Source organism: Arsukibacterium sp. UBA5043 (assembly GCA_002415085.1).
Taxonomy (GTDB): Bacteria; Pseudomonadota; Gammaproteobacteria; order Enterobacterales; family Alteromonadaceae; genus Alishewanella.
The window spans coordinates 473854-492446 of sequence record DIBV01000017.1; the positions used below are offsets into that span (position 1 = coordinate 473854).

18 protein-coding genes are annotated in these 18593 nt (G+C 47.6%); 5 read left to right on the forward strand and 13 right to left on the reverse strand.

What is annotated here, in order from left to right:
* Positions 1-20: 20 nt before the first annotated feature.
* Positions 21-299, forward strand: a complete 279-nt coding sequence (locus tag B2Q61_RS16110; RefSeq protein WP_290617638.1) for a hypothetical protein — start codon at positions 21-23, stop codon at positions 297-299.
* A 240-nt stretch (positions 300-539) separates the two neighbouring features.
* Here the strand turns inward: B2Q61_RS16110 and B2Q61_RS16115 are convergent, their stop codons facing one another.
* The 8 genes from B2Q61_RS16115 to rppH form a co-directional block, all read right to left on the reverse strand.
* On the reverse strand, positions 540-1130 hold the full coding sequence (locus tag B2Q61_RS16115; protein WP_290617640.1) for a FlgO family outer membrane protein: 591 nt from the start codon (positions 1128-1130) through the stop codon (positions 540-542).
* A 158-nt stretch (positions 1131-1288) separates the two neighbouring features.
* Positions 1289-1948, reverse strand: coding sequence for a FlgO family outer membrane protein (locus B2Q61_RS16120; protein WP_290617642.1), 660 nt, complete (start codon positions 1946-1948; stop codon positions 1289-1291).
* Positions 1945-2568, reverse strand: a complete 624-nt coding sequence (locus B2Q61_RS16125; RefSeq protein WP_290617644.1) for a FlgO family outer membrane protein — start codon at positions 2566-2568, stop codon at positions 1945-1947. Before B2Q61_RS16125 ends, B2Q61_RS16120 begins: the two co-directional genes overlap by 4 nt.
* A gap of 81 nt (positions 2569-2649) precedes the next feature.
* Positions 2650-3483, reverse strand: a complete 834-nt coding sequence (locus tag B2Q61_RS16130) for a thymidylate synthase (protein WP_290617646.1) — start codon at positions 3481-3483, stop codon at positions 2650-2652.
* Positions 3480-4313: a prolipoprotein diacylglyceryl transferase gene (lgt, locus tag B2Q61_RS16135; RefSeq protein WP_290617647.1), complete on the reverse strand. Its 834-nt coding sequence runs from the start codon at positions 4311-4313 to the stop codon at positions 3480-3482. Before lgt ends, B2Q61_RS16130 begins: the two co-directional genes overlap by 4 nt.
* 53 nt (positions 4314-4366) lie before the next feature.
* Positions 4367-5161, reverse strand: a complete 795-nt coding sequence (locus B2Q61_RS16140; RefSeq protein ID WP_290617648.1) for a sulfite exporter TauE/SafE family protein — start codon at positions 5159-5161, stop codon at positions 4367-4369.
* A 66-nt stretch (positions 5162-5227) separates the two neighbouring features.
* Positions 5228-7486, reverse strand: a complete 2259-nt coding sequence (ptsP, locus tag B2Q61_RS16145) for a phosphoenolpyruvate--protein phosphotransferase (RefSeq protein WP_290617649.1) — start codon at positions 7484-7486, stop codon at positions 5228-5230.
* Positions 7487-7532: 46 nt separating this feature from the next.
* The gene (rppH, locus tag B2Q61_RS16150; RefSeq protein ID WP_290614620.1) at positions 7533-8036 is read right to left on the reverse strand and encodes an RNA pyrophosphohydrolase; all 504 of its coding nucleotides are present in this window, start codon (positions 8034-8036) and stop codon (positions 7533-7535) included.
* Positions 8037-8404: 368 nt separating this feature from the next.
* Here rppH and mutH point away from each other — a divergent pair, with 368 nt between their 5' ends.
* Positions 8405-9130 (forward strand): DNA mismatch repair endonuclease MutH, encoded by a 726-nt coding sequence (mutH, locus tag B2Q61_RS16155; RefSeq protein WP_349678765.1) that lies wholly within the window; start codon positions 8405-8407, stop codon positions 9128-9130.
* On the opposite strand, the gene B2Q61_RS16160 is transcribed toward mutH, so the two are convergent.
* The 4 genes from B2Q61_RS16160 to cysB form a co-directional block, all read right to left on the reverse strand.
* Positions 9127-9951, reverse strand: coding sequence for a substrate-binding periplasmic protein (locus B2Q61_RS16160; RefSeq protein WP_290617650.1), 825 nt, complete (start codon positions 9949-9951; stop codon positions 9127-9129). The genes mutH and B2Q61_RS16160 overlap by 4 nt on opposite strands.
* Positions 9952-10112: 161 nt before the next feature.
* Positions 10113-10568 (reverse strand): DUF4112 domain-containing protein, encoded by a 456-nt coding sequence (locus tag B2Q61_RS16165; RefSeq protein ID WP_290617652.1) that lies wholly within the window; start codon positions 10566-10568, stop codon positions 10113-10115.
* A 228-nt stretch (positions 10569-10796) separates the two neighbouring features.
* Positions 10797-11651: a sterol desaturase family protein gene (locus B2Q61_RS16170; RefSeq protein WP_290617654.1), complete on the reverse strand. Its 855-nt coding sequence runs from the start codon at positions 11649-11651 to the stop codon at positions 10797-10799.
* 22 nt (positions 11652-11673) lie between these two features.
* Positions 11674-12651, reverse strand: a complete 978-nt coding sequence (cysB, locus tag B2Q61_RS16175; RefSeq protein WP_290617656.1) for an HTH-type transcriptional regulator CysB — start codon at positions 12649-12651, stop codon at positions 11674-11676.
* Between the two features lie 154 nt (positions 12652-12805).
* Here cysB and B2Q61_RS16180 point away from each other — a divergent pair, with 154 nt between their 5' ends.
* Both B2Q61_RS16180 and B2Q61_RS16185 read left to right on the forward strand, forming a co-directional pair.
* The gene (locus B2Q61_RS16180) at positions 12806-13495 is read left to right on the forward strand and encodes a sensor histidine kinase (protein ID WP_290617658.1); all 690 of its coding nucleotides are present in this window, start codon (positions 12806-12808) and stop codon (positions 13493-13495) included.
* A 74-nt stretch (positions 13496-13569) separates the two neighbouring features.
* Complete coding sequence (locus B2Q61_RS16185) at positions 13570-14334, forward strand: hypothetical protein (protein ID WP_290617660.1); 765 nt, start codon at positions 13570-13572, stop codon at positions 14332-14334.
* Positions 14335-14397: 63 nt separating this feature from the next.
* Here B2Q61_RS16185 and topA read toward each other — a convergent pair whose 3' ends face one another.
* Positions 14398-17004 (reverse strand): type I DNA topoisomerase, encoded by a 2607-nt coding sequence (gene topA / locus B2Q61_RS16190; protein WP_290617662.1) that lies wholly within the window; start codon positions 17002-17004, stop codon positions 14398-14400.
* 231 nt (positions 17005-17235) lie between these two features.
* Here topA and astB point away from each other — a divergent pair, with 231 nt between their 5' ends.
* Positions 17236-18576: an N-succinylarginine dihydrolase gene (gene astB / locus B2Q61_RS16195; RefSeq protein ID WP_290617664.1), complete on the forward strand. Its 1341-nt coding sequence runs from the start codon at positions 17236-17238 to the stop codon at positions 18574-18576.
* Positions 18577-18593: the final 17 nt, after the last annotated feature.

The window sequence follows — 18593 nt, forward strand, 5'->3', positions numbered from 1 at the left end:
TGGAATCAGGAGCCTAAATCATGAGTCAGAATAATCAGCATGTCGTTACCGAGCAACAAACCAATGAACTGCGTTATTTACACAAAGTGATGCAGGCCATCGACATTTTAGGCGAGCAGCCAACCCTGCATGTGGTTGCTTATGGCAGAGTGTGGCGTTATGCCGATTTACTTAAAACAGCAGTAAGCTATGCGCATTTAGCCGAAATGCACGGCTATGACACAACGCCGTTTAAGCAATGGTTCAACCGCGATGTAGCGCTGTTTCAACTCCACGGCGTAGAACTGAGAGTAAGTTAACAGCCTGCCTGATTTGTCGGCGTCATTGAAATAGTCGGGCACACTGACGCGTGCCCGCCGTCAGTAATTTGACTATAGTCTGATTGATTTGGTGGGCGACTGGCGCACACCATTTGTTAATAAATCTAAGCAATTATTTTTGCACTGCCGCTAGTACTATAGATAGCACCGCAGCAATAAATTATCACCGTTAAGGCCTGATACACCTGAACTGCTGGGGCAGCCATCTTAGCTTGCCGCTTAGCCAAAAGGTGCGGTTGCCAACACAAACTGCGGGATCAACTGGCTGGCACTGGCCAGTACTGTTTTACTTTTTAAGTCCATTATCCGTACATTTACCTGCGCACCACGGTGGCTATGTTGCACTGTGCCGCTAAGGACATAATCAATTTGCTGATGTGCTGCGACCCGGCCGGCACGGTTACTAAATACCGTATCGCCATCAGCCGTTAGTGTGATGCCGCCGGTCAGTTTATGATCAACCATGGTAACGCCATAACGAGGCATTTGCTGTAAAAAGCGCTCAGCCAGCGCGTTGCCAAGTGGCTGCAAGGTATCACGCGCTGGTGTTAAATCAGCAAAGCCTGCCACCGCTATCCGGTAGTCAGTGAGCGACGTGGTGCTATTCTGATAAAGCTGCATCGCCAGCTGAGCCACATAGTCATCCAGCTGCTTATGACTGGCGTAGAGCCGGTTGCTTGCAGGATAGGTTGCCAGAGCAGAGTCGGGTTCGGCTTGCTGGTTATTGGCGACGGGTTCAGCAATGATATAGGAGGTTGCCAGAGGCGAGTGTTGACTGTGCTGAGGGTTATTTTGGGTAAAAGGTAACATGCTGCAGCCGCTTAGACTTAAAACAGCGGCGCAAATGGCGATTAGGAAGCATTTTTTTAACATGGTAAGCCCGATATACTGAACATCTGTATCAGTATATCGGCGCCAGCGCTAAGTTCTTTAGAACAAACCTGGTTAAATCAGCATTAGTTATTCAGCTACTTAATCCGCATAACCTGCTCGCCCTGACGAGAGATCACGGCCTGGACAATATGCCTTGGGATAAAGGTACGCGCAGCAGAAACCACCCTTTTATTGTCAATTTGAACCAGGCGGGCATTAACCAGCACCCCTTGCTGATGGGTGGTTAAAGTGCCGGTAACCACGTAGCGAATGGCCACTTCGTCTGATAACTCTTCAAAATTGCGGCTAAGGACAAAATCACCGCTTTCTGTCACCCGGATGTAGTCTGTTACTTTGTAATCCAGTACCGGCACACCAAATTTATGTAAATCGTAAATCATCGCTTCGCTTAAATGATTACTGAACACCGTGCCCTGATCCAGCGCAGAATCGACATAACTGAAATCGGTAACCCCCAGCTGGCTGTCACTGTCCAGCTTGTGCTGCAGCGCCATAAGCTCGTGAACTAAATTGCGCACGTAATCATTTACTGTCAGCAGAGGTTGCTGCGCAGCACTATGATAATCATTGCTGGCGGGTGCCGCTGAGCTTTGCATCTGAGCTATCCGCTGCGCTCTGTCAACAGATTGATCATCTGTCTGGCCTTCAACGCGAATGGTCCGCTCAGGTGCTATACAGCCGCTAAGCAGTGCTACTATTGCTGCTACTATCGCTAAAGTGGTTAAGCGCTTCATTTATTATCTCCTGCCGGACTTTGCCGATAAAACATGGCACCGCGCTTATTCACTTGCTGGGTGCTCCACAATACATTTGCCGGAATATAATCAGTAACGGCAGCCAAGACTTGTTTAGATGGAATATGAATAAGACGTGCATTTACAATAATGGCATCTTGTTGCCGCGTATAAGTTCCGGTAAGCAAGGTGTTGGCATTGCCTTTACGGTTTATATCGCTCAGCTGGCGGCTGAGCGCCTGTTCGTAATCGCCAGCCATTACCACTTCGTTGCTTAACCGGTATTCGTATACCGCATAGCCAAACTGGCGACTATGTGCCAGCATGCTTTCGCTTAGTTGGTTAGCAAAGTCTCGTTGCTCACTATTGGCATCCTGCAGGCTAAGTGCCGTTGCCGGCAAAAAGCTGCTGACGGCAATTTGCGGCCGGTTGAGCCACAGCGGACTATCATCTAACTGGGCAAATAATTGCCTGGCTAAGCGCTCTGTATAAAAACCAAATGGTTGCTGGCTCAGCTCGGTTTCCGTTGTTTTAGTTGTAGCCGGAACCACCGGACTAACGCATCCGCTTAGCAGCACAGCCGCTAGCAGGGTCGCCACCACTAACAATAGCCACTTCATATCCACCTCATGTTTACAGCCTGAATGCATTTAACAGTTAAAAGCAAGATCCAGGCCATAAAGTTAATGATGAATATGCCATTAAATCGCCACTGGCGCCTTAATATGCGGATGCGCCTGATAGTTCTCTAACGTAAAATCATCAATAGTAAACCCAAAAATATCGGTAACCTCAGGGTTAAGCCGCATGGTTGGCATGGGATAGGGATCACGACCAAGCTGAGTATTGACCTGCTCTAAATGGTTTGAATATAAATGAGCATCACCAAAGGTATGGATAAAATCGCCAGGCTTAAGACCACAAACCTGCGCCACCATTAATGTTAGCAGGGCATAACTGGCAATATTAAACGGCACGCCCAGGAAAATATCCGCGCTACGTTGATATAACTGGCAGGATAAACGGCCATCATTAACGTAAAACTGAAATAAGGTATGGCACGGTGGTAATGCCTGCTTGCCCATGGCTGCATTTTGTTTTGGGGAGTATTGGGTGTCGGGCAACACTGCCGGGTTCCAGGCACTGACAATTAACCTGCGCGAGTCGGGCGTGCGTTTAATATCACTGATAACCTGACTTATCTGATCAATGACCTGACCTTCATGGCTGGTCCAGCTTCGCCACTGCGCGCCATACACCGGGCCAAGTTCACCGCTTTCAGTAGCCCACTCGTTCCAGATGGATACCCCATTGTCCTGCAGATAACCAATATTGGTCTCACCTTTTAAAAACCACAGTAACTCATGAATAATTGAGCGCAAATGACATTTTTTGGTGGTAATTAACGGAAAGCCCTGCTGTAAATCAAAGCGCATCTGGTAGCCAAACACACTGATGGTACCCGTTCCGGTGCGGTCCGTTTTTTTATGGCCGTGCTCCAGCACATGACGCATTAAATCAAGGTATTGTTTCATTTGCTTCCCCGCGCTGTGGTTGCTGGCCGGCAATTCACGTAAATGATCAGGCCAAGGCCTGCTGCTATCATTGGCAGACACAACCATTGGCCCATGGTTAAACCTGCGTCTGCCAGGTGACGAAGATGAGCATCAGGCTCACGGAAAAACTCCACGAAAAACCGGAATACCCCATAACCAAGCAAGAACACGCCACCAAGGGTGCCAGTTGCCGGTTTTAAGCGCCGCACCAGCATGATAATAATAAATAGCAGAATACCTTCTAATGCCACGTGATACAGCTGAGAGGGATGACGTGGCATGGCGCCGGCGTTTGGGAAGACCATCGCCCAGGGCACATCAGTGGTTCGGCCCCACAACTCAGCGTTAATAAAATTCCCCAACCGGCCAGCCGCCAGACCAAGAGGGATTAGTGGCGCCACAAAATCCCCCAGTTCCAGATAAGATTTGTGATAGCGTCTGGCAAACCAGGCCATTGCCAGCAGCACTCCCAGCAGGCCACCGTGAAATGACATGCCCCCTTCCCAGGTTTTAAACAGATATAAAGGTTCTGCCAGCAGTTGTTCAAAATTATAAAAAAATACATAGCCAAAGCGGCCACCGACAATAACACCGAGGAAGCCATAGAAAAGGAGATCGCTGACTTGTTCTTTGGTCCAGCCTGAACCCGGTTTCGCTGCGGCACGGCTGGCTAACCAGTAGGCCAGACCAAACGCGACGGCATACATTACGCCGTACCAGTGAATATTTAATGGCCCATAGCCAAATAGCGGGCCAATTGACACCAGCACCGGGTCTATATCAGGAAAATTAAGGTAGGAGCTTGTCATTATTATCCTTTAAAAACATCATTATAAACCTGTTCACCACCAGATATGGCAGGCTAGCTAAATACCATTCTGGCCGCGACTATCATCAAAAAAACGCCGAACACCCGCTTAATGGTTAATACGGGTAAACGCTGTGTCATGGCAGCACCGAGCGTCGCCGTAAAAATGGAGGTTGAGACAATGCCAATTAGTGCCGGCAGGTAAATATAGCCAATAAAGCCATCAGTTAACCGGTAGTGCTGCCAGCCGGCGATAACATACCCCAGGGTGCCCATTACAGCAATAGCAATACCGCTTGCTGCGGCGCAACCAATAGCCCGGCGCATATCGACGGAAAAATAATTCAATACCGGTACCACTAACGCCCCGCCACCGATCCCAAGTAAACCTGATATGGCACCAAGCACGGCGGCAATCGCCCCCAGCACAGGCTTTGCCGGCAGCGCAGCACGGCCGATGACACTGCGGGATCCCAGCATTCGTAGTGCCAGCAGAAAAACGGCAACGCCAAATATTATTCTCAAGGTTGCACCATCGATATGGTGTGCGACCAGGCCAATCATACCTGCGCCAATGCCCGCGCCCAACATCACGGCACCCGCCAGCGCCCAGCTGACATTACTGCGTTTATGATGAGCGCGAATGGAGGAACCCGAAGTGATAATAATAGAGGCTAAGGAAGTGGCGACAGCCACTACCATTACATTGTCGATACCAACAACACCCAGCACCGGCAGCAATACTACCAGCACCGGCACAATAACCAGTCCGCCACCGATTCCTAATAATCCGGCCAGAAACCCGGCCAGACAACCTATAAGTGCAGAGATCAGAATAACTGTTAACAAAGGACGTCTCGATATTACTGCTGCTATGCCAGCCAGCGACTGGCATAGTAAATTAACTCAATTAAGTTAGGCACGTAACTGGCTAAGCAACTGCTTGTGTTCCAGAAACCGCTGCACCTGTTGCTTAACTTGCTTTGGTGACTGGCACGCCAGTACTTCAGGTAAAAACGCTTCCAACTCTGCCATATTAACCCGGCGTAACAACCATTTAATTTTTGCAAGGTTGCTGTTATTCATACTAAACCGGCTATAGCCCATTGCGGCTAACACCAGCACCCCGGCGGGTTCACCACCGAGCTCACCACAAATGCTGATTGGAAACTGCAGTTGCCGGGCCTGAGTTGCTAACAGATTGAGCGCGCGTAACACGGAAGGATGCAACGCGTCATACAAGTTAGCTACCCGGGCATTATTTCTGTCTACAGCCAGCAGGTATTGGGTAAGATCGTTAGTTCCGACTGAGCAAAAATCTACCCGTGCCGCCAATTCCGGCAGCTGATACATAATAGATGGCACTTCAATCATTACCCCTATTTTCGGTTTTGGCAGGGCAATATTCAGCTCATCGCTGACTTCAAAACTCGCTTGTCTGATCAGGCGGATAGCTTCGTCAACCTCAGCCAGATCAGATATCATCGGCAATAAAATATGTAAATTATCCAGTTCAATATTGGCTTTTAACATTGCCCTGATTTGCACCAGAAAAATTTCAGGATGATCCAAAGTCAGTCGGATGCCACGCCACCCCAGAAATGGGTTCTCCTCAACGATGCTAAAGTACGGTAGTGCTTTGTCGCCACCAACGTCAAGCGTACGCATCACTACCGATTTTCCGGCGTAACCATTGAGAACTTTACGGTATAGGTCTACCTGTTCCAGCTCGGTTGGGAAGCGATTTCGCATGATGAATGGAAACTCAGTACGGTACAGGCCTACCCCGTCGGTATATTCGGCGTTGCTGGTTTCCAGCTCAATAGCCAGGCCGCAATTGACCATTAATTTAAACGGCTTGCCACAGGCTGACTGGGAAGGCAGAGCGACTTCCTGCTGATAGCGGGCACTGAGCTCAGCATCTTCGTTGATAAGGCGCCGGTATTCGATGCAAATGGCTTCGACCGGCGACAACAGAATATGCCCTTCGTAACCATCCACGATCACTTGTTGGTTTTGCCAGTGCAATAAAGGGAGTTCATTAACGCCCATTACAGCCGGTATGCCGAGGGCTCTGGCCATAATGGCCGCATGTGAGTTAACTGAACCTCGCAGACTGACAATAGCCACCAGTTGTTCCCGTGGCACTTCTGCCAGCATGGTTGCCGTTACATTGTCGGCCACCAACACAACGCGTTGGGGTAATTTTACTTTGCGCTGCTCAGAATCCAGTAAGTTATTCAGTACCCGTTGCCCTAAATCGCGGATATCCGTGCCGCGCTCTCGTAAATAGGGGTCGTCCATATCATCAAACTGGCGGGCGAACTTTTCAACAACCCGTTTTAGCGCACTCTTGGCACACCAGCCCTCGGCAATTTGCTGTTCAATTTCCTTGCCCAGACTGGCGGCATCAAGCAACTGATGATAAACATCAAAAATTGCCAGCGCATCAGCGGGAATATGGCCTGCCATTCGCTCCGCCAAGCGATTAAATTCCGCTTTGGTTATTTTTACTGCCCGATAAAATAACGCCAGTTCTTTTTCAGGTTCATCAGATTTTTTCAGAGATATCGCGTCAAAATCACTGGAAGGCTGTAATACATAAGCTTCACCAATAGCCATGCCAGGTGCGCCAGGCAACCCTGCTAGCTGACCTGACTGCGCCATACTGGATGGCCGTTGACTGGCCGCATCACGCATCTCTGCATTGGCCAGCACCGATGCCAGCTGAGCGCCCAGCGTAACCAGGAAAGACTCTTCGTCTTCACTGAACACCCGCTCAGCAGACTGCTGAATGGTCAGCACCCCCAGAACTTTGCGGTGATGAATTATTGGGCAGCCGAGAAAGGCAGAAAAGTGCTCTTCGCTAACTTCAGGCGTTACTCTGAACCGCGGATGCAACTGGGCTTGCGCCAGATTTATTGGCTCTTCCCGTTGCCCTACCCAGCCAATTAGTCCTTCCGAGAAACCAATAGCAACTTTACCTACGGCGTCCTGATTCAGGCCGTCAGTTGCCATCAGCATAAAATGTTGTTGCTGGTAATCTGCCAGATAGACCGAACAACACTCGGTGGCCAGGGCGATTTTAATGCTTGATACCAGGCCAGCCAAAGCATTGTCTAGAGCTGGCTCCTGGGCCACATCCTGAACAATCCGCCGTAACTGGCTTAGCATAAGAACCTCATTGTACTGTCGGTTTTAGCAAATTTAATATTTCTGTTTAGTATTTTTTCTTAACATCTTTGCGGGTAAACGGCAAAGCAACCGGGGCAAACTCACGCATGACTTTACGATACACTTCTCGTTTAAAAGCCACGACCTGACGCACCGGATACCAATAACTGACCCAGCGCCAGTTATCGAACTCAGGATGCGTTGTTACAGCCAGATTTACATCTTCTTCCCGACAGGTCAAACGCAACAAAAACCATTTTTGCTTTTGCCCGATACACACAGGGTTACTGTCTTTACGAATTAATCTTTTTGGAAGTTTATAGCGCAACCAGTGTTTGGTAACACTGATTATTTCTACATCCTCAGGCCGAAGCCCAACTTCCTCGTGCAATTCGCGAAACATGGCTTGTTCTGGCGTTTCGCCATCATCAATACCACCCTGTGGGTATTGCCAGGAATGCTGGCCGTATCTTTTCGCCCAAAACACCTGTCCCTGGGTGTTACAAATCACTATGCCGACATTGGCCCGAAAACCTTCGGCATCGATCACACAAACCTCTAGCGAGTCTATTTCTGCTATAACAAAGATTCTTTCACAAAGTAGCGGTTACAGCAAACGGAATTTCATAAGCGATAGCTGGATAATTTCAGCAAAGTTATCCACATTTACACTTTGCCATAGCCGCCCTATGTGAACTTCTTCACAGACTCTGTGGATAAAACTGTTGTTAAGGTGCGCAAGACTATGGGATAACGCTAGAACATGATAAAACCCAAGCCAAAAATACGACGCTTAACTGAATATATACAACAAGTTATAAGATACTCTTGTCAACTACGCGATTTTTCAGCATGTGCATAAGTTAGTTTGCTGCGTTTTTAAGCAGCATCAGCGACAAAAAGGTGCTAGGGTAAGCCGTGATTGCAACCGCATCTTACGGCGAACAACTTTTGGAACACACCCCGTTAAAAACCGCTGAACAATTACTAGCGCGCAGCCAGACCATTGCTGGCCTGACCCTTGGCCAGTTGGCTGAACAGCTAAAGGTAAATATACCTGCCGATTTAAGGCGGGATAAAGGCTGGGTTGGTCAGTTAATTGAATTGGCGTTAGGGGCAGAAGCAGGCTCCAAAGCATTACCCGATTTCCCGGCACTTGGTATTGAATTAAAAACTCTTCCTATCGATCAACATGGTAAACCACTGGAAAGCACGTATGTCTGCGTGGCACCACTAACCGGCATTACCAGCCAAAGCTGGCCGCAATCATGGATTTGCCAGAAACTCCAGCATGTACTTTGGGTACCCATTTTGGCCGAACGCCAAATTCCGCTGGCAGAAAGGATTATCGGGACCGCCTTTTTGTGGCAACCTTCCGCGGAAGAAAAACAGGCACTGCAACAGGACTGGGAGGAATTGATGGAACTCATTACTCTGGGCGGTATTGATAACATCCGCGGTGCCCATGGCAAGGTGTTACAATTAAGGCCCAAGGCAGCCGACAGTAAAGCATTAACCGCAGCGATTGGCGCCACGGGTGAACCTATTCAGACGCTGCCCCGCGGTTTTTATCTGAAAGCCAGTTTTACCACAGCCATTTTATGTCGTCACTTCAATATGGCAGCTCCGACGCAACACTGTTAATCCTGGTATCGCGTGACGATTTGCTGGTACAAGCCATTTTGTTTAATTGCTGCCAGGCCGCGATTAAACTCTGCCACTAATTCCTCTTCGACAGAGGCCTTGCTAAACATCACATAAACATCATTATTGCCCAAAGTAATCTGATGCGGTTTAATCAGCTCATCCAACCCTTTTCGTCGCAAAATCGAGGCGGCGACAAAGCTGTCTTCCAGAAAACCGTCAATTTCTTCATCCAGCAACCGGGCCATGTTCATTTCACTGATAATAGCGCCAACAAACTGAGGCCGGAACTTAGCAGACGCATATAATTCGGCAATTTCATCACCGTAGTAGTACTCATTAACAATGCCAAGTTTGTGTCCGGCGTTAATAAATTCCTCAATGTTATTTACATCCAGGTCAATATCATCAGCCCGCACATACAGCGAAAATTGCTCTTGCCGGTATGGCTCAGAGAAATAGGCAAAGCGTTGCCTGTCTTCGGTAATTGAAGCGCCCAGCACAAAATCTATCTCGCCGTCTCTAAGCAACCCCAGCAATTCAACCCAACTGCCCTGGACAATATTTAATTCACACTGCATTTCTGCGGCAATCGCCCGGACAAGCTCAACATCGAGTCCGGTAACCGTATCGCCTACGGTCATATATTGATAGGGCTCCCATGCATCAAAGCCCATGGTTAACTCGCATTGCGGTGGCACCGCCGACATTCGTTGCGCTAAAGGTTCTGCAGGCACGGCTAACTCAGGTTCGGATACCGGTTTGCAGGAAATAATGGTTAACAGCAAAGTTAAAGAAAATATAAGCTTGATAAACTTCATAAATCACCTCAGGGTGTTATGACTTTATTCAAGCTTAGTGCAAGTTGATATTTTTGCTCGTCGGGACAGTAACTTATTCCGGAGTTTTTTTAGAGAAGCGCGTTTGCAACTTTGATACTGAACATCACACCCTCACCATTATTTTCCATTGCATTGTGCGTTTAAAGTCTGATAGCCGCCAGAAGCAAGCCTACGATCCAAACGATAAAGGCGACAGTCAGTACCAGAATACCAAGCAGCACAACGACGAATAATATATTTTGCACTACTGATTTTCGGTAAACTTGGTTAGGTCGCTGCAGATAATCTTCCAGCAAAGCGACATTGCGCCTATTTGATTTCCAGATGAAATCAAACAAATCGCCGACGATTGGAATAGCGCCAATTACCGTATCAATGATCATATTGATAATCATTTTTCCCAATATCATGCGCGGTACCCCTAATTGATGGGCTTTATAGATAATAGCGCTGGATAACAGGCCGCTGATAAAGTCACCTATTCCTGGTATTAAGCCAATTATCCCATCCAGACCAATTTTATAGCCACCGGGTAGCGGAATGCTCTCGTCCAACAACCAGCCCAGACGCTGCGCAAAACGACTTGTTGTTTTCATTAGTCGGTATCCTGTTTCATTGGTATCGCTATTTGTAACCCTGGCTGGTAAAGCTGATAGTTTAAGGCTTATTGAGGTTTAATCAGCTCGCCATTCAAAGCGATAGTTAATAGTCTAATTAAAGACAATTAAAGACAATTAAAGCTTAACAGTCTTCATACATAACTTCAGAGTGATATAACTTTATTAAAGCATAGTGCCATGTGGGTTTTTCACCGAAGTTATAACTTATTTTGGTGCTTTTCCAATGGGGCTCGCTGGCACCTTTGGCGGCATTTTCAGCAGCACCTGCCAGGCGCTCTGTTGACGCTCTTTGCAGCGCAGCGCCTGCCACATCCGCCGCCATTCATAGAAGGTAATCGTTAACGGGTTAGTTGAGTTAAAATCGTCAGTGATGCCGTACCGACAGGGCTCGCTGGCTTGCTCAGCAACGAAGGTGCCAAACAACTTGTCCCAGATAATGAGTACCCCGGCAAAATTACGGTCGATATACAAAGGATTACAGGCGTGATGTACCCGGTGATGCGATGGCGTATTGAAAATATGCTCTATCAGGCCAAGTTTGCCAATGGCCTGGGTATGCACGAAAAACTGAAACGCTAAATTAAGTGCCACCACGGCAAACACCAGCAATGGCTCGTAGCCGATTAGTATCATTGGCAGCCAGAATACCCACATACCCGAGATCGGATACGTAAGACTTTGCCTAAACGCTGTACTGAAATTCATAAAGCGAGAACTGTGATGCGCCACATGCGATGCCCATAACCAGCGAACATGGTGCGAGCCACGATGAAACCAGTAATACAGAAAGTCTTGCAGAATGAATGCCAGCAGCAGGTTGAGCGTGCTCAACTCAATCGTAAACAGGCTAAACTGATGCAACCAGTAGAAAAATGGCATAAGTAGCAACAATGCCAGCATATCTGAGCCCTGATGCAGCAGCGCCAGCATGGCATTTGCCATGGTATCACGCCAGCTATACCAGTTTTGCTGGCGTAACACTGCGAAACGCCACTCCAGCGCCACACAGATTAAAAACACCGGGCTTAGCAGTAATAAAATTAGTTCAACTGGCGGCATAAGCTTTCATTGCGTAACCTGGTTAGCGCACCGGTAATTCAAATTTATCAAACATCAGGTCTATTTCTTCCTGATTGCGCAGTAAATTTGCCCGCTCGACCACGTCTTTAGTCAGATGCGGGGCAAACCGGTGGATAAAGTCATACATATAGGTTCGTAAAAAGGCGCCTTTTCTAAAACCAATCTTGGTAGTTGATGCCTCAAACAGGTGTCTGGCATCCAGGGCAACCAGATCTTTATCTAACTGCGGGTCGATGGCCATCGACGCAATAACTCCGACGCCTAAGCCTAACCTGACATAGGTTTTCAGCACATCAGCATCGGTGGCTGTAAATACAATACGAGGCTCTAATCCTTTTGCTGCAAAAGCACGATCGAGTTCTGAGCGGCCGGTAAAGCCGAAGACATAAGTGACGATAGGATGCTGGGCAACATCTTCTACCGCGATTTTGCGGCCAAGCTGAGCCAATGGATGATCCTGCCTGACGATTACGCTGCGGTTCCAGTGATAGCAAGGCAACATCACTAAATCGCCATACAAATGCAGGGCTTCAGTGGCAATAGCAAAATCAGCTTCACCTCGTGACGCTGCCTCAGAGATTTGTTGTGGCGAGCCCTGATGCATATGCAACGACACCTTAGGGTATTTTTGCATAAAGCCGCTTATTACCGGTGGCAACGCATAGCGGGCCTGAGTATGAGTTGTGGCAATATTTAACTTGCCCTGATCCGGTAAGGTATGTTCTTTAGCAACTGCTTTAATACTTTCGACTTTCGCCAAAATTTGCTGAGCTATTTCAATGACATCCCTGCCTGCTGGAGTAACGTGAGTTAAATGCTTGCCGCTGCGTCCAAACACCTGAATACCCAATTCATCCTCGAGCATTCTTACCTGTTTACTGATACCTGGCTGCGAGGTATAAAGGCTTTCTGCCGTTGCCGACACATTTAAGTTATGGTTAAGCACTTCAACAATGTAACGCAATTGCTGTAATTTCATCTGGCCCAGGTCCGGTAAAGAATGATCACCGTTCAATATACCTGTCTTGTCAGATATTCCAACTAATATTTATAAATGGCAATGCTATAACTTTTAGTAGCAAAGAAAATTAACAATTTACTGACAGCCTTTATCGTCAAACCCCGGAGCCGTTATGGATAGCACTTTAGAAATTGACTTTGCCACCGTGTTGGCGTGCAGTGTTCATGATATGAAGAACTCGCTTTGGATGGTTATTCAGTCAGCAGAACTGATCCAGGCAGAAGGTAACAAGTTGTCTGATAACGCCCGCGAAGAACTGGCGAGGCTTAATTATGAAGCAAACCGGCTCAATTCCAATTTATTACAGCTACTCTCGTTATATCGTCTGGACCGACAGCAACTTCCGGTACAAATCGACCAGCATTACCTTAGCGAGCTGTTTGAAGAACTGCTGTTGAAAAACCAGTATTTTGCAACTCAGCAGAGTATTGAGGTTGTCATTCGTGTTGACGACAACTTAAACTGGTTTTTTGACCGTGATCTGGTTCTGAATGTCCTCAATGATGCTATCGCCAATGCGTTGCGCTACAGCAACCGGCGAATTATGTTAAGTGCTGAGATGACAAAAGGTATGCTTTTGATAGAAGTGGCGGATGACGGGCCTGGCTTTCCTGATTTTATGCTGGATAATGCCAACCCTGCTATGCATAAGCTTGATTTACGACATGGTCATACCGGGCTTGGAATTTTTTTTGCTAAATTAATTGCCCGGGCGCACCACAATAAAAACCAGCGCGGCCAGGTGACGTTGCAAAATAATGGTGGGTTATCGGGTGGAAGTTTCAGTTTAACGTTGCCCTGATATGCACAAACCTGTTCATTATCATCAAATCAGATTACTATAATTTATAAACGCGTATCCGTTATGAGGTCTGCATGCTGTTACCCCTTATCATCTCGCTTATTGTAGCTTTGGTGATTATTGCTGTTGTCGTTAACGTAGTACAACAACACAAAGCTAAGATAGCCAGCCTGAAACGGGCTGAGTTTACCAAGTTACGCCATATGCTTGATGATACTGAAGATATGCTAATTAATGCGGCTAATGTGCCACTGACCCCAGCCCTTTCCAATATGCTGTTAAAACGCAGCGCTTTTGCACTGCGGGCTATGGTAGAGCTGGATCCTGGTACCCGCGAGCTAAAGCAACGCTTGCAGGAAATCGAAAACAGATTGAAAGAACCCGTTGCCGCAGATCAGGCAACGACTGACAACCTGACCCTGCCGGATAACGATCAGCAGCTGATTGGTTTGATCCGCGGTATCAAAAAATTACGCACTACACTTCGCAGTGAACATGCCAGAGGTAACATTGATACCTCTGCCGTGGTCGCTGAAGATAAGCGCTTAGAAATTCTGCAATTACGAATTAATGTCGAAAGTCAGATTAAACGTGGTAAGCAAGCGCGCAGTAACAACATGCTTGGCTCAGCCCGCCAATATTTTGAAAAAGCCCTTACCTCGTTAAATGGCAGTGCTCATCCCGATGAATATGTGATAAATCGTAAAGCCGAAGTAACGCAGACTCTGGAAGACATTGCTACTGAACTAAAAGCAGGCAATCTGAGAGATCGGGAAAAGAAAGAAGAAAAAGAAAACAAAGATATCGACGAGTTGTTCGCGCCAAAACGTAAATGGTAGGCACCAAATAGTAAGCAATAAAAATGGCACCTCGAGGTGCCATTTTTTATTGCAGATTAATGACTATTTGGTTGCTGGTTTATCCTTGGTTGATACGACCCACTTTCCGTTTTCATACCAGGCAGCCCAACCTGTGGCTTTACCCTCTTTTTCGGTCATAACGTATTGTTGCTTGGTTTTACGGCTCCAGCGCACAATACTGGGGTTGCCCTCTTTATCTTTAAGCGGGGCATCTGCCAGATAGTAAAACTTCTCAGAGATCCGATCCCGGTACGTTTTCAGCTCGCTGACCAATGGTGCTCTGGTTTCCCTGGACTTGGGAAACGTTGAAGCAGCGAGAAACACGCCGGCAGCACCGTCACGTAACACAAAATGAGCGTCAGATTTCTCGCATTTCAATTCCGGTAAGTGAACCGGATCTTCTTTAGGTGGTGCCGCTTCGCCACTGCGCAACAATTTACGGGTGTTTTTGCATTCACTGTTCGTGCAGCCAAAATATTTACCAAAACGACCCGACTTCAGCTGCATATCGCTGCCACATTTATCGCATTCTATCAGCGGGCCCTCGTAACCTTTTATTTTAAAGTTACCTGTTTCCAGCTCATAGCCATCGCATTCGGGATTATTACCACACACATGCAACTTACGTTGCTCGTCAATCAGGTAGCTGTCCATGGCGGTGCCGCATTTGGCGCAGCGCTTTTTCTGACGCAGCGCTTCGGTTTCCAGCTCATCTTCATCCGTGACTTTCACTGCTTCATCACCTGGCAGCAAGTTCATGGTGGTAGTACAGCGCTCTTTAGGTGGCAGGTTATACCCAGAACACCCCAGGAACACGCCGGTGGAAGCCGTACGGATCCCCATTTTCCGGCCACAGCTGGGACAGTCAATATCGGTTAACACGAACTGATTGGCACGCATGCCACCCTGCTCATGATCCTGCTCTGCTGTTTTTAATTTATCAGAGAAACCACTATAAAAATTGTCCAGCTCTTTGCGCCACTGTCGCTGCCCTTTGGCGATGTCGTCCAGGGTTAACTCCATGGTGGCGGTAAAATCGTAGTTCATTAAATCGTCGAAATTTTCTACCAGACGATCGGTGACTATTTCGCCCATTTTCTCGGCATAAAACCGTTTATTTTCTACCCGGACATAACCTCTGTCCTGAATGGTGGAGATAATAGCGGCATAAGTAGAAGGCCGGCCAATACCCCGTTTCTCTAACTCTTTAACCAGACTGGCTTCACTGAATCGGGCGGCCGGTTTGGTAAAGTGCTGGGCACTTTGTAACTGCTGTAATTGCAATTGCTGACCCGGTTTAACATCGGGCAACTCGCTGTCTTCTTCACCTTTACGTTTCACCGCAGGTTGCACTCTGGTCCAGCCATCAAACCGTAATACTCTGCCTTTGGCTTTTAATTCAAAATCTGCGGCGGCTACCGTAATGTTAGTCACGTCATACTGTGCCGGCGGCATTTGACAAGCAACAAACTGGCGCCAGATCAGCTCATACAATTTACGGGCGTCGGCTTCCATATCGGCAAGATCACTGGCTAATACTGCCACATTTGAAGGGCGAACGGCTTCGTGTGCTTCCTGAGCATTGGCCTTGCTGCCATAACTTATTGGCTCAGCGGTCAAATAATCTTTACCAAATTTATTGCTAATATAGTCACGACACGCCCCTACCGCTTCAGAGCTCAGATTGGTCGAATCGGTACGCATATAAGTAATATGGCCAGCTTCGTACAGCCGCTGCGCCAGCATCATGGTTTTCTTTACGCCATAACCCAAACGGGTACTCGCTGCCTGTTGCAGAGTTGAAGTAATAAACGGCGCCTGGGGCTTACTGCTGCTAGGCTTGTCTTCACGCTCTTTAATTTCAAAAGTAGCGTCTTGTAACCGTTTTACCGCAGCATCCGCTTGTTGCTTATTGACAGGCTTAAATGCCTTACCATTTTCCCTGACAACATCCAGCAGCAAAGGCTTACTGGCAGCAGTTAACGTGTCGGCGGCAAGTGTCCAGTATTCTTCCGGTACAAACGCCTTTATCTCCCGCTCACGTTCGACGACTAAACGCACTGCAACGGATTGCACCCGGCCCGCCGATAAGCCACGTGCCACTTTTTTCCATAGCAGAGGAGACACCATAAACCCCACCACCCGATCTAAAAACCGGCGAGCTTGCTGGGCATTAACCTGGTCAACATTAACTTTTCCTGGCTCAACAAAGGCGTTGGTAATGGCAGACTTAGTAATTTCGTTAAACACAACCCGCTTAAACTTCTCCGGTTGGCCGCCAATAATTTCCTGCAAGTGCCAGGCTATTGCTTCTCCCTCCCGGTCCAAATCCGTTGCCAGATAAACCGTATCAGCCTTTTCAGCAAGCGCTTTAAGTTCTTTTACGACCTTTTCTTTACCGGGCAAAATTTCATAGCGGGCCTGCCAGCCATGAGCCGGATCTATCCCCATCCGATCAACCAGAGCTTTATACTCTTTTTGCTCTTTACTCAGGCTCTTATCGGTAGTTCGGCTTTTATCTTTGCTACTGCTGGTAGGCAGATCGCGGATGTGGCCTACACTCGATTTAACGACGTAGTCGTTTCCTAAGTATTTATTAATTGTCTTTGCTTTTGCCGGTGATTCGACTATTACCAGTGATTTCGCCATCTTAAAACCTGAATTCCCAAACTGAAGCCGCCTTTTGGCCGCCCTTTTTTAACATATATCCGCAAACCGCAGTTGTGACAAGTGAATAAACTCATTATTATGCAATCCGGGTCATTTTACAGACCCAGCGGCTATTTGATAGCCAACTCCTCAATGAAGCATAAAAAAACATAAGCGGCCGCAATAACAATAAAAACAGTGCCCCTTCCAACAGAAGGATATAAAGCAAAAATGAAGTACTTTGAAGCAAATTTCGATGGTCTGGTAGGACCAACCCATAACTATGCCGGCTTGTCAGTCGGTAATGTTGCCTCTTTATCTAACGCTAACAACACTTCCAGCCCAAAACAAGCCGCCAAGCAAGGTTTGCAGAAAATGAAGGCTCTGCATGACTTAGGTTTAGTGCAAGGCGTACTGGCTCCGCAAGAACGCCCCGACGTCTACACTTTACGCCGACTCGGTTTTACCGGTTCAGACAGTGACATCATTGCTGCAGCGGCAAAACAAGCACCTGCCGTTTTTCGGGCGGTGTGTTCTGCGTCAAGCATGTGGACTGCCAATGCCGCGACGATTTCGCCCAGCGCTGATACTGCCGATAATAAAGTACATTTTACCCCGGCAAACTTAACCAATAAGTTCCACCGCTCCCTGGAGCCTCAGACTACCGGCAGAATATTACAAGCGATGTTTGCCGATCCGAAACACTTTGCCCATCACCAGCATCTGCCCGATAACGACCATTTCGGCGACGAGGGTGCGGCGAATCATACCAGATTATGCAGCAGCTACAGCAAAAAAGGTGTGGAGATGTTTGTGTTTGGTCGTTATGCGTTCGATAACGCTAAGGCTGCACCTAAACGCTTTCCGGCCCGCCATACACTCGAAGCCTGTGAGGCCGTCGCACGCTTACATGGGTTAAGTAATGACAATGTAGTCTATGTGCAACAAAACCCCGAGGTGATTGATCAGGGCGTATTTCATAACGACGTTATCGCCGTAGGTAATCAGAATGTACTGTTTTATCACCAACAAGCGTTTGTGGATACGCAAACTAAACTGGATGAGCTCAAGCGCAAGTTTGGCAATGACAGTGAGCTGTTCCTGATAGAAGTTAATGACAACGAAGTGTCGGTGCAGGACGCCATCAATACCTATTTGTTTAATACTCAGGTAGTTACTTTGGCCAGTGGCGAAATGGCGATAATTGCTCCCACTGAATGCCAGGACAACCCGGCTGTCAGCCGTTACCTGGCTGAATTGACTGGTCGTGGCACGCCGATTAAGCATGTGCATTATTATGACGTTAAACAAAGCATGCGCAATGGTGGTGGCCCCGCCTGTTTACGCTTGCGGGTTGCTTTAAGTGAGCAGGAACGTCAGGCGGTGAATCCAAACGTACTAATGAACGACAAGCTTTTCGCCACACTGAACAGTTGGGTTGATAAGCATTACCGCGACCAGATTTCTGAAGCTGATTTAGCTGACCCAACGCTGCTGACGGAGTCAAGAGCTGCCCTGGATGAACTGACCCAGATTTTGAACTTAGGTTCGGTTTACACTTTCCAGCGTTAAGTTTAAAAAATATAAAA